Annotated in this window: 14 protein-coding genes; all 14 read left to right on the top strand. The window is 34.2% G+C overall.

All coding sequences use genetic code 11. The features are described 5' to 3' along the window. The first annotated feature begins 8 nt into the window (after window positions 1–8). Entirely contained in the window at window positions 9–2,468 is a 2,460-nt protein-coding gene (locus CVS91_RS05715; protein WP_021092015.1) for a VirB4, read from the top strand. A gap of 2 nt (window positions 2,469–2,470) precedes the next feature. Beyond that, window positions 2,471–2,593 (top strand): hypothetical protein, encoded by a 123-nt coding sequence (locus CVS91_RS10575; RefSeq protein WP_021092012.1) that lies wholly within the window; start codon window positions 2,471–2,473, stop codon window positions 2,591–2,593. Window position 2,594: 1 nt separating this feature from the next. After that, window positions 2,595–3,245, top strand: coding sequence for a type IV secretion system protein (locus CVS91_RS05710; protein WP_021091981.1), 651 nt, complete (start codon window positions 2,595–2,597; stop codon window positions 3,243–3,245). Next, window positions 3,242–4,468 (top strand): TrbG/VirB9 family P-type conjugative transfer protein, encoded by a 1,227-nt coding sequence (locus CVS91_RS05705; protein ID WP_107830900.1) that lies wholly within the window; start codon window positions 3,242–3,244, stop codon window positions 4,466–4,468. Before CVS91_RS05710 ends, CVS91_RS05705 begins: the two co-directional genes overlap by 4 nt. Before the next feature lies 1 nt (window position 4,469). Further along, window positions 4,470–5,693 carry a DNA type IV secretion system protein ComB10 gene (locus tag CVS91_RS05700; protein ID WP_107830898.1) on the top strand — a complete coding sequence of 408 codons (1,224 nt, stop codon included), beginning with the start codon at window positions 4,470–4,472 and terminating at the stop codon, window positions 5,691–5,693. Between the two features lie 9 nt (window positions 5,694–5,702). Continuing rightward, window positions 5,703–5,909 carry a hypothetical protein gene (locus CVS91_RS05695; RefSeq protein WP_103574918.1) on the top strand — a complete coding sequence of 69 codons (207 nt, stop codon included), beginning with the start codon at window positions 5,703–5,705 and terminating at the stop codon, window positions 5,907–5,909. Next, window positions 5,902–6,849 (top strand): ATPase, T2SS/T4P/T4SS family, encoded by a 948-nt coding sequence (locus tag CVS91_RS05690; RefSeq protein WP_103596162.1) that lies wholly within the window; start codon window positions 5,902–5,904, stop codon window positions 6,847–6,849. The genes CVS91_RS05695 and CVS91_RS05690 overlap by 8 nt, the downstream gene beginning before the upstream one ends. Continuing rightward, window positions 6,846–7,256, top strand: a complete 411-nt coding sequence (locus CVS91_RS05685) for a plasmid mobilization relaxosome protein MobC (protein ID WP_107830896.1) — start codon at window positions 6,846–6,848, stop codon at window positions 7,254–7,256. Before CVS91_RS05690 ends, CVS91_RS05685 begins: the two co-directional genes overlap by 4 nt. Window positions 7,257–7,308: 52 nt before the next feature. Further along, the gene (locus tag CVS91_RS05680; RefSeq protein ID WP_107831068.1) at window positions 7,309–9,114 is read left to right on the top strand and encodes a type IV secretory system conjugative DNA transfer family protein; all 1,806 of its coding nucleotides are present in this window, start codon (window positions 7,309–7,311) and stop codon (window positions 9,112–9,114) included. A 199-nt stretch (window positions 9,115–9,313) separates the two neighbouring features. Then, complete coding sequence (locus CVS91_RS05675; protein WP_021092004.1) at window positions 9,314–9,511, top strand: hypothetical protein; 198 nt, start codon at window positions 9,314–9,316, stop codon at window positions 9,509–9,511. Window positions 9,512–9,552: 41 nt separating this feature from the next. Then, window positions 9,553–10,428: an ArdC-like ssDNA-binding domain-containing protein gene (locus CVS91_RS05670; RefSeq protein ID WP_103596160.1), complete on the top strand. Its 876-nt coding sequence runs from the start codon at window positions 9,553–9,555 to the stop codon at window positions 10,426–10,428. Between the two features lie 69 nt (window positions 10,429–10,497). Next, window positions 10,498–10,773, top strand: a complete 276-nt coding sequence (locus CVS91_RS05665) for a hypothetical protein (RefSeq protein ID WP_103596159.1) — start codon at window positions 10,498–10,500, stop codon at window positions 10,771–10,773. A 1-nt stretch (window position 10,774) separates the two neighbouring features. Beyond that, on the top strand, window positions 10,775–11,995 hold the full coding sequence (locus CVS91_RS05660) for a type IV secretion system protein (RefSeq protein ID WP_107830894.1): 1,221 nt from the start codon (window positions 10,775–10,777) through the stop codon (window positions 11,993–11,995). A gap of 14 nt (window positions 11,996–12,009) precedes the next feature. Continuing rightward, on the top strand, window positions 12,010–12,808 hold a 799-nt coding region (locus tag CVS91_RS05655), incomplete at its 3' end, for a DNA topoisomerase (protein WP_199906239.1).

Here is a 12,808-nt window from a genome sequence, read left to right as displayed (position 1 = left end):
ATTAGACAATGGCTCGTGGACTTATAGATGTTTTTAAAGATTGGAAACAAAACAAACAAGAACTTGGAATTGAAACAAAAAAAGAAAAAGATAGTGATATCCGCTCAAAAATAAGTCAAATAAATAAAAAAGCTGACAGAATAATAATGCTGGGCGAACCTGAAATATACACAATGGCAAAAGAGAACAATATCGCATGCAAATACGGCGAGAATGCTATTGTTACAAAAGATGGCAATATAACAATTGCAGTGGAGCTTAAGGGGACAAGCTACGCAGGAATTAGTCTTGACAATGAAATGGATTATCTAATAAATCGAATTATGTTTTTTACAACGCTAAAAGATAGTGTAGAAACTAATTTAATTATCAAGAAAACTAAGATCAAGGCTAAGGATTACATAGAAAAAAATATAAATCAATATGCAAATGAAATAATTGAAAAATGGGAGAAAAATCAAGATATTTATTCAATCAAATATTTTTTATTGATATCAACTACAACTAAAAATATAACTGGATTTCTTGAAAGTTTTAAGACAAAAGTAACTAGCGAACAAGACGAGAAAAATAAAGAAAGCTCAAACTATAGACAAAAAATGGAGTTGTTAAATAACACACTTCTAAATATAAAAAATCATTTGGCAACGTATCAACCACGCCAGATGAGTAGTGATGAGATTATTAATTTTTATGCGACGTACTCAAACGCACAGGAAACAAATTTAAGATACACAAACGAGCTAATTACGGATAGCTACATTAGCTCTTACGTCGAATTTAAAAAAGATTATATCGAATTCTATAGAAATGATGGCACAACTAAATATGCAAGATTTATAAGCGTAAAAGCATACGAAACAGAGCAAATAAAGTCAATTATTACGTCAAATTTAATTAAGAGTGATCATGAGTTTATGACGATGATTTACTTTAAGGCGTACGAAAAACGCAAAGCAATCAAAAAAATAAAAGATACTAGAGCCTTCTCGGTTGAACTAGTCCAACAAGAACTAGATCATTTGATGGAGCTTATCCAAGCAGATAGAGAAAACCTAGTTGAAACAAGCTTTTCTATATATTGCCTAGCCGACAACCTAGCAGAACTAGATAATCGCACAAACGAACTAAAAAATATCCTTGAAAATCAAGGTCTGAATGTTGTTAGAGAAACTATAAACCAAAAGGCACTATATTTTAGTCTCTTCCCAAGTCGTGGAAATTTAAATGCAAGAAAGAAAACATTAAACATAAGCAACCTAGCTACGATCGCAAATTTTGAGAACGAAGTAACTGGATTTAATCAGAATGATTGGGGTGACGAAGCAGTTACGACCTTTAAGCACTTAAACGGCACACCATTTTTGTTTAACTTTCACTGCCAACCTGATGGAGATAGACCAGCAGGTCATACAATGATCATAGGCGGAACAGGAACTGGTAAAACAACAACAATTCAATTCTTGATGACAAATCTTTTCAAATATCCTGTAAGCATTTTTGCAATGGACAAGCTAAGGGGTATGTATTGCTTCACAAATTACATGGACGGCGAATATCATGATAGCGAAAGCGATGGGTTTAAACTAAATCCATTCAGCCTAGCCGATACAGCAGAGAATAGAGAATTTTTAGCGTCATGGCTAAGCTCAATGGCAGAGCTAAAGCCTGAAGAGCATGATGCAACAAAAGATATTAGAGAAACAATAAATAGGCTTTTTGACAATAAGCAAGCGGATCAAATATTGTCGTTAAGCGATTTCATAGACTCACTGCCAGCCGATAATGAAGCAAGATTAAAGACTAGATTTGGAAATTATAAGGGCTCAATATTCGACAACAAAGAAGATGCCCTAAATTTCACAAAACAGCTATCAGTACTAAACATGGATGGAATATTGCCAAACAAAAAGGTATCAGCCCTCACCGCAATGTATGTATTTCACAGACTGAAAAATCAGGCAAAAAATAGCGAAAATATACGTGGCTTTTTTTGTTTCATAGACGAGTTGAAGGACTATTTAAGAGATGAAGTAATGTCAGAGAAAATCCTTGAAGGTATTTTGGAGTGGAGAAAGATAGGCGGTGTTGGATGCTTTGGCTTTCAAAACATAAGCCTGTTTAACGGAAATGAGCGTGGCTCATCATTTCTTGACAATATCGCAAATTTTCTTATCTTCCCAACAAACAATGAAGATACGCTAAATCAGCTAAGCGAGATAATAGGACTAACGCCTACGGAAGCTAAATTCTTAAAAGACACTCAATCAAATGCTAGGCAGGTGCTTTTAAACATGAAGCTACGAAACGAGAGCGCAAAACTAAATGTCAATTTGTCAAGCCTAGGAAATTATTTAAGAGTATTCTCGTCAAGCTCAGATAGCGTAAATTTGATAAAAAAATTAAAGACTGAAAGCCCAATACATTGGCGTAAATACTATATAGAACACAAAGAACAAAGGAGCTAAAAATGAAACTAGCAGTAATTGTAACAACGGCTTTAATGATATTTTTAAGCGGATGTGCTGATAAGCCAAGCAAAATAGAAAAAGTAAGTCCTTGCGCTTGCTACGACATCATACAAGTAGGTTAATATGGCATACGAAGACAAAAAAGTAGACCCAAATTTTATTTTTAAGGCGGAGCGAAACATAAAAGCGTATATGTTTTATGTGATCATTGCTTTAACAATAGTTAGCATAAGTTTATCCGTTGCGATAGCACTACTAACACCTCTTAAAGAGACAAAGCCTGTATTGTTAAAATTTTCAGATGGTGACTCAAGGTTTGTGACAATAGACGATACCAGTCTAAACGTTAGAAACAATGAAGAGCTTTTAAAAAGCATACTTGCAGGATATGTGAAAAATAGAGAGCTAATTAATCGCATAGATGATGCCGAGCGTTACAACGAAATACGTACGCAAAGTAGTAGACAGGTATGGGAAGCGTTCGAAAATTTGGTTAGTGATCCTAATTCAATTTACACTACCAAAAACTACTATAGGGATATAAAAATTCTAAACGTAGCGATTTTAAGCCAAAATGTAGCTACGATAGATTTTCAAGCAGAAATTACAAATCCAACTCGCACTGAAGTTAGCTATAAAAAATATAGAAGTGCAATAGAGTATGACTTCCGTAACCAAACTAGTAATTATGCGGACACAATGAAAAACCCAACAGGCTTTATAGTGAACAAATATCAAGTAACGCAGATAATAGATGAAAAGGATAAGAAATGAAAAATTTAACTAGATTATCTTTAATAGCATTATTTGTTTTAAATTTAAATGCAGCACAAGACCAAGGTGGATTAAGCGAAGAACAAATGAATGAAGTCCGTGCAATTATGCGACAGACACAAGAACTAGTTAATGAACAGCAAAAAAATGGCTCAATGGGCGAAGATATTTTTAATGACAAAAACAAGGATATTAATAGCCAAGTTCAATCAAATTTCAAGGTAAAACCATTTGGCATGGGGCAGAACAATCATCCGCAACTAGCAAAATTTAATAATTCTCAACCACAAATGGCGCAAATACCAGAGCAAGATGGAATGGGTGCGGAGCAATCACAAGATATAAGCAAAGAAGAGCTTGAGCTTATGCAAAATGCTATAAGAAATCAGGACTTAAAAGCACTACAAAACAAATTCCACACTAAAAATTATAGCGGATATGAAAATACACAAACAATAAAATACGTACCAAATAAGACGCATAAAATACGTACTCGCCAAGCAATGGCAACAACGCTTATATTTGATAATGATATAGATAATTTTGTATTGGGTGACCAAACAGGATTTAAAGTAGAGCAAATACCAAGCAAAGCAAATGCGATAGCGATAATCCCACAGCTTATAGGAATTGATACAAGTCTAACTATTTTTACAAGCGATGGAAAAATCCACACATTTTACTTGTATTCGACAGATTACAAGAATACGAATGATCCAAGCTTTGTAATTCGCATACAAGACGATGAAGTACAAAAAGCAAAGCAAGCCAAAGCAAAAGATGAAAGCGATAAATATAAAATCATAAAAGATGGCATAGCAGAACTAAAAGTGCTAAAGAGCGATATTTATACTGGCTATACGCAAAAAGCGAAAAAAGAAAATGAATGGCTTTTGTCAGCAGAAATTTTTAGCGACAAGAAATTTACATATTTTAAATATGCCAAAGATGAAATGCCACAAATTCCTACAATTTTTGCAGTAATAGATAAGCAGGACAGCCCAGTAGAAACAAGAGTGATAGGAGACTACATTATAGCCGAAACCATAAATCCAAAATTTACTATTAAAAGTGGCGATAGCTATGTGTGCGTAGAGAGAAAAGAAACACAAGAAGAAAGAGATAGAAAAGAAATAAGAAAAAACCTAAATACAGATAAAGAAGCAATAAGACAGCACCAAAAAGAAAACAAAAAAACAATAAATGAAACTAAAGGAATTTAAAATGAAAAAGGGGAATAGACTATTTTTAAGCATAGTTACAATTAGCGTTATATCTGCCCCCCTTTTTGCCACCAATACAGCTACGGCTGAAATATTTGATGACGAAAATATAAGCAAAAAAGCAAAAGACGATAAGATCAGGAATCTGCAAAATCAAACAAATTTAAATCATCTATTCGAAAATTCAAAATTCCCAGTAGATGATTATATTTATAAGGCTGGCAAGAGAGAGCCAAATGAAGATCAGAATTTAACTGAGATTTTAAACAGACTCGAGAAGCTAGGCAACAAGCAACAAAATGCTTTAAATGCACAAAGAAATCAAAATTTGCAAGATCAGACGCCTGAGCAAGATATACAAGAGCAGGAGCAAATGGCACAGCGTGCAAGAGAACAACAAGCCAAGCTTCAAGCCAAACAAGAACAATTGCGACAAGAAATGGCAATAGACAACCAAAGGGCGTATAAAAAACGAATGCAGGAGCTAATGCGAGCGCAAATTTTAGCAAATCGCAATAATGAAGTAAAAAGCGTAAATCAAAACAGCTCAAAATATGGCGTTGATAGCTTTTCAAATCAAAAGCCAGTTGATATAAGCACAAATGAGCATAGGCTGTATCGCACAATTAGAGCTGGCAGACTAATCCCAGCCATATTAACTAGTGCAATAAGCTCGGATTTAAGCGGAATAGTTACGGCTCAAATAGAGCAAGATATATATGCCGCAATGGGGCGAGCCGTATTGATACCACGTGGAAGTAAAGCAATAGGATTTTACACCAACGACACCAAGATCGGACACGAGCGATTAGAAATTAGATGGCGAGAGATTATCACGCCACAAGGCATAAACATAATGCTAACAGATGCAATAGTAGCTGATAACATGGGTATGACAGGAGCGGTTGGAGCAGTCAATAACAAATATTGGGAAAGATACGGCATAGCATATTCAATCTCAACAATTACAAATGCCTTGCTTTTAGGTATAGCATCGAAAATTAATAGTGGAAACAATGCAAACAACACCTATGTAAATGAAATTTACTCTAATTCAAGAAGTGATGTAAGTAGTGTGGTTCAAGACATAATCCAACAACAAAGTCAAATTAAACCAACAATTGAAATTAAAAGCGGAAGCCGTATATTTTTAGTACCAACAAATCACATGTGGTTTGCTAAACCTAAAAATGGCGAAGTTTTAATGCAATATTTCAACGATTAAGGAGCAAGTGTGCAACTAGAAGATATTAAAGCGGAAATCAAAAACCAAAACGCTTATAACAAAATTTTGGAGCGTATAGCAAAACAGGTAAAGAAAACCGAGAAAGCTCAAGTGAATGCAGATAAAGAGAAACAAAAGCTTGAGATGTTGCTAGAAGAAAAAAGAAATTTAATGAGCCAAGCACCAGACCAAAAGCAAAACGAGCAAGATGAGTGAAAGTATAATTTTAAAAAACATTCTTAATGTTTTAAAGCCATATCTAAATCTAAACGCAAATGAGCTAATTTTTAACCAGCCTTGCGAAATTAATATAGATTATGGCGACCACTGGGAAGTGGTAAAAGACGAAAAACTAGATGCTAAATTTTTAAATAGTTTTTTAGTCGAGTTGGCAACTAGAAGAAATCAACGTTTTGATGAAAACCATTGCCACTTGTCTTGTGAATTGCCAAGTCCATTTTTGCGATATCGTGTCCAAGCACAGCACAAATCAAGCCTATTTAATAGCGAAATAGCAATCTGCATAAGGATACCAAGCAAAGAAATTTATCCACTCGAAAGCTTTATCCTAAGTGAAAAATGCATAAATAACGGCTGGAGCTATGAAAAAATAAAAGACTTGATACACGAAAAAAAGAATGTGCTTTTAAGCGGTGGAACTGGAAGCGGAAAGACAAGTTTTTTAAACTCACTAATGGGGGAAATAGACCCAAGCGAGCGAGTAGTAACCATAGAAGATAGCCAAGAACTGAGAGTTGAAAACATAAATAAAACTCAACTTGCCGTCCCGAAAATAGCAACAGAAATTTATAGCTACCAAGTAGCGATCGACAATGCAATGCGTTTGCGACCTGATAGATTATTTCTAGGCGAAATAGATATACGAAACACTTTTTCATTTTTACGTGTAAATAATACAGGACACGCAGGCAACCTAAGCACACTACATGCGAACAACCCAAAAGATGCCATAAAAGCAATAAAAACAAACATTATATTAGGCGGTGGATTATCAAATGTAGATGAAAGTATGCTTGATAGCCTAATAATGACAGCAATTGACTATATCATTCAAATAGCAAGGGTAAAAAATAAAAGAGTAATTACAGATATCCTCAATTTGAAAGAGATAGATATTGCAAGGATGATCGCATGAAAAAAAATGAACGACATTCCATATATTTTACTTTGCCAGATTTAAAAAAATTAAATGAATTGGCAAATCAAAGACGAGAGAGTAAATCGGCAGTCGTTCGAAAATTAATTCATATTGAAAAATATATGCAAACCCTAAAACAAATTGAGATTAATAATGAAATTTTGGCTGATTTTTTGAAAGAATTTAAGCATCTCGGAAAAAATTTAAACCAAATAGCATATCACCTAAATGCTCACATTATAAAAAAAGAAGAAGCTAAAAGCGACCTAGAAAAGACTATGTATGAGTTTTTTGACGCAATAGAAAGACTAAGTAATAAGATCGGTAAGCTAAAAATAAAAATAGACGTAGAACGAACAAAGCAACCTAATAACAAAGAGGTAAAAGGATTGCAAGGTGAATAGCAAAGAATTTACAGCTAAAAAGTGGATATTAATATACATAACATCCATAATAATGGGGATAATTGCATATTTGGTAGTTGTAAAACTTATTTTTAACCCTGACATAGTAAATGTACCAATTGTGGCATTTAAAATTTTACAAAATATTGGCACGCCAACGTTAAAAATGAAAGCCTATGTCGCGGTATTTGCACTAATAGCACCACTCTTGGTCGCTATAATTTGGTGGCTAATGCCATATCTAAGAGATAATGAAGATTATGGATCAGCAAGGTTTGCAACGCCAGCAGATTTTGAAAAGATGAAGATAAACTACAAAACAGGACTTGTGCTAGGATGTTTTGACATTGACAGCACAAGCCCAAAATTTATACGTGCAACGCAACCGCTCTCGACATTAGTAGTAGCACCTCCTGGAAGCGGAAAAACGGCTGGTATGATTATCCCAAATTTATTAAGTGTGCCAAATTCTTGCGTAGTATTGGATATTAAAGGGGAGCTTTACGTAAAAACAGCAGGCTATCGTCAAAAATATTTTAACAATGAAATCCAGCTATTCTCCCCTTTTAGCTGGGATAATACATTATTTTTTAATCCGTTTGATCATAGCCTAGTGAAAGATTTGCAATATCTTCATATAAAAAAATTAGCCGAGCAGATCGCCTCCACAATATTTGTAGGCGAAAAAGGTAGAGAAAACGATCACTGGATAATATCGGCAAAAACAATGTTTGTATTTTTTGCAGAGTATTTTATGCAAAAAGACAAGCACGCAACACTGGCACAATTGGCACAAGCACCAAAGGCTGATTATTTCGACTATCTTGATGAGAAATTTGGCGAAGAAGCCATGAAAGAGCCTGATGAAGACGATCCAACGAAACCAAGAGAACGAGATTATGATGTAGATACTTTCAAAATTTGGCTCAAACAGACTAGTTTTGACGAAACTATAGATGAGAATACAAGAAATCAAGCTAGAGCCTACTCAAAATCTGCCGACAATGAGTTTGCATCGATAAAATCGACATACGATACTTTTATGAAAGTTTTTACAAACCCACAAGTTGCTAGTGCCACCAGCAAAATGAGCTTCACATTTGAAGACCTAAGAGAAAAAAGAATATCGATGTACGTAGTCGTTCAAACCGAAGATATGGACATCCTAGCACCACTTATAAGAATTTTTGTAGAAACGCTATTTAAAAAGCTTATGAGCGGAAAAGAATGTAGTGATTTAAATAAATTTATTTACGCATTTTTAGACGAATTCGTTAGATTTGGAAAAATGCCATTCTTGCTAGAAGCACCAGCACTATGTAGGAGCTATGGCTTATTGCCTGTATTTGTGACCCAAAGCTATGAGCAAATCAAAAAATATTATGGCGAAGATGATATGAATATCGTTAAAAATAACAGCGGTTATCAAGTAATTTTTGGCATGAACAGCGACAAAGACGCTGAAGACACAAGTAAGCTAATAGGCGATTACACCAACATAAAAATAAGTAAATCGCAAGGCAATATGGATCTTTTTAAAAGCAATATCTCAAAAAGCAAAGAAGCAAAGAAGCTGGTCACAGCACAAGACCTAAAAAATCAGGATAGTAGCGATATTTTGATACTTGTAAAAGGATTTTTTAAAATACCTATCAAGGCGAAAGTGCCGTATTGGTTCAAAATAGAGCAATTTAAAGGGGCAGATAAAGTAGAAGTAGTATCGACCCAAGAAATTATAGAAACAGCAGAAACAACTAAGACAATTATAAATCAAGAACAAATACAAGTAAAAGATGAAAGAAAAGAGCAAAGAGATGAATTATTAAAATCATTAAGAATAAAAATAGATAAAGAGTAGAAATTTTTAAAAAAAATTTATAAATATTACCAATAATTTTAAAGCAATAGTATTTATAAGCTTTAAATATTTTTACTTTTTAATATTTTATTGTTATATATTTTATTATTTATAAAGTTTTTAATCTAAAATTTAATAAAAAACCTAAATTTTAGATTAGAGCCTAAAAGCTCTAAAAATCTGTCCTAAGGAGTAGAAAATGACCTATGCAGAAAAGCTAAAGCAAGAAGAAGCATATAAAGAGTATGAGATGTATCTTGCAAAGCAATTCGAAGAGAGCCAAGACGGCGAGTTTGAAATCAACGATGATGAAAGCAAGAAGTGGGATTATCTAAAAAAAGACCACCAAAGCCTCGAAATCATAGAAGAAGAAAATGAGCCTAACTCAAACCTATAGCCCAAAAGTTATAGGTTATTAACAGATGTAAAGGATAAAAAATGGCTGATTTTACAAAGTATATCAAGTCAGAACAACAAGAAAATGCCACTCAACAAGAGAGAAAAAGCTGGAATCAGATGGATAACGCTGAAAAGAAAGAGAGCTTTGATAAATACATGAAATATAAGCTCTTTGAAGCCCACAAGACAGCAAAAGCAGACTGGCAAAAAGATATGAGTAAAGAAGAAGTCGATAGGACAATTCCATACAACGCAAAGACTGGAGCCACATACTCAAGAGAGACTAGTATGCTATTAAGAGCCGAAATGGCTATAAAAGGTTATGACAAGCCTCAATTTGTGACAATGGAGCAAGGTAACGCAATGGGCGGAATACTAAAGCTAAAACACGATGAGAAAACAGGCGAAATCCTAACCACTAAAAATGGCTTACAAGCTAGAGTCGATGGTGTCAAAATGCTCTATATTGCAGACCACGAGATTAGACCAAAACTAGACAAGGATGGTAAAGAAATCATGGCTGTTGTAAAAGACAAAGACGGCAATATAAAGTATGACAAAGAGACAGGGGAAGCAATGACCTATGTTGTAAAGGAAAAAATCCCAATTAATCCACGCCTAGAAACAAAAACTCTATATCACGTAAGTCAGTTTGATGGACTAGACGAGAGCAAGATCAAAGAAAGAGATCTAACAGCAATCCAGCACTATAGAGAGCAAGCGAAAAATCAAGATTTTGAAGTAAAAATAGATTACAACAAGACCTTGGGGATAAGCGGAAATTTAGAGAAACAGCTAAACAACCTAACGCTAGCTCAAATTAAAGGTGTAGATTATTTTAATCCAGCTAAAAAGATCGACATGACCAAAGAAAAAGCTCAAACCAAAGAGCAAAACAAGGGCATGGAGAGATAAATAGGTCATAAACGAAACTTAGGACAAATAGGGAGCAAAGCTCCCTATTGTTTGTAAAAAGGGAAAAAGATGTTAAGCGATTTTATAAATTTTTTAGGGCTGAGCGACAAAAAGAACAATAGCAAAATTCAAGCAAATGTGGGCAACCCTGCCATAAAAGAAAATACAGAAAATTTTATCATAGAAATGCAAAGCCCATACTTTGAAGAAGAAATCGCGACAGAAACAATTATAAAAAATAATAAAAAAATAGAAATTAAAAAAATAAAGACTAAAAAGCCATTAGATAATGGAAAAGCATTAATATCAATAAAAACATATATGAAAGAAATAACAAAGGCATAAAATGGCACAGACAGAAGTAGCAAAAGATATATTAACCGATAGTAATTGGATTAATAAAGTACAAGCCGTTATGCAAGAAAACGTAATGAGCTTATTTGAAAAATTTTATAACGGATCGCATGATTTAGTATATTCAACTGCATCGGAAACTATAATAATTCTTATAGTGGTGTTTTGGCTATTGGGTAGAGTAAAAAATGGCTACCCAACAAGAGATGAGATCTTCGGAGCAATAAAATATTTAATATTGCTATGTTTTATATTTGCAACTCTTAGCTCCTTTAACGCCTATATGGGCGTTTTATATATTCTGACAATCCCAGAGAACGCAATAACTGCAATAGTCAGCTCAATTTTTGAAAATAAAGACTTTGGATCGATTGTGACAGAGTCAGCAAACAGGATCGATAATCTAAGAGAAATGATGTGGAGCTACGGAACAAAAGAGTATTTACAATCGCAAGAGTGGTCATTTTTAGGCATTAGCTTTAACGGCGTAATGGATTATTTATCGGCAGGTGTGATAACAGCAATTCGTATGATACCTTTTTGGATTTTTTATTTAGCATTTTTTATACTTTTGATAGGAATTACAATAGTGATTTTCTTTAGTAAATTTATGGCATTTCTAATACTTAGCACCTTGCCTTTAGTCATACCATTTTTAATAATGCCAAAATTCTTACCATATTTATGGAGCTGGTATAAGCTCTATTTATCATACGCAATTATTGCACCATTAGCGTTTATAGCGCTAAATTTAGCAATGAACCCAATTTTAGAACTAGAGAAATACCAAGATTATATAGGCGAACTATTTACTAAACAATTTGAATACCTAATTACAGGATCGATAACTTGCATAACAGCATTGTTTTTATTAAGGAAAATTCCAAGTTGGATCAATGCAGTGCTTGGTACGCAGATGGAAAATGGAAGTGGCGGTGTAACTGGCGGAATAGTGGCTGGTGCAGTAGCAGTCAAGACCATATTAAGCGGATTAGCTAGAAAAGCTGGTGGCGGAAGTTTTATAGGCGGAGCAGTAAGTGGATTTGGATCAGCTACAGGAGCTGGAGTAGCAGGACAAATAGCTAGTGCAAGTATAGGAGCAGGTGCAAATTTAATAAAAGATATCGGCGCAGGCTCAAAAGCAATAGGTCAAGGCGTAGGAAAAGCATATGAAAAGTATAAAACATTTCGTGGCGGATATGTAGCCCCATAAAAAGGAGTAAAAACATGCAAAATACAATAATCATAATTGAAAGTCCAAACAAGGTCAATAAGATAGAGCAAATAACTGGAGCAAAAGTTTATGCTACAAAAGGGCATTTTAAAGAGCTTACAAATCAAATAGTGGTTGATTTTAAGAACTATGAGCCAATATTTGATTTCAAAGAAGATAGCAAAAGCCGAATAAATGCAATATTTAACGATTGCAAAGGGAAAGATGTCGTAATTGCGACAGACCCTGATAGAGAGGGATACGGAATAGGCTATATGGTTTATCAAACTATTAAAAATATAGCAAAAAGCGTTAAGCGTGCAGAATTTCACGAGATCACAGAGAGTGGAATAAAAAAGGGGCTAGATAGTGCTGTGCCATTTGCAAACTCAAATTTAAAAGAATTTGATAGCTTCAAGGCAAGAGCGGTAGGCGATAAGTTAGTTGGATTTATCATGTCGCCAACATATATCAACAAGCTAAATGATAAAAACAATAGCGTAGGCAGGGTGCAAACCCCAGCTCTTGCTCTAATTGTAAAGCGAGAATTGGAAATAAAAGAATTTCTGGAAAATAAGGCAAACGCAAAGATCGATTATAAAATAAAAGTAAAACTTAAAACAAAGGACGGCATAGAATTTAATGCGGTAAATGACAATATATTTACAGACAAAGATGAAGCAAACGCCAAAATATCTGAATTAGCTGGTAGCCTAGCAAAGGTATATAAAATTGATGTTAAGCAGGCACAACAAAAGCCTAAAGTACCTTTTAGAACCTCACAACTACAAGAGTACGCAAATAAAAGATTGG

Source organism: Campylobacter concisus (assembly GCF_003048985.1).
GTDB lineage: Bacteria > Campylobacterota > Campylobacteria > Campylobacterales > Campylobacteraceae > Campylobacter_A > Campylobacter_A concisus_AY.
The sequence above is the reverse complement of the archived record's forward strand: the minus strand, read 5'-3'. Positions and strand labels throughout refer to the sequence as shown.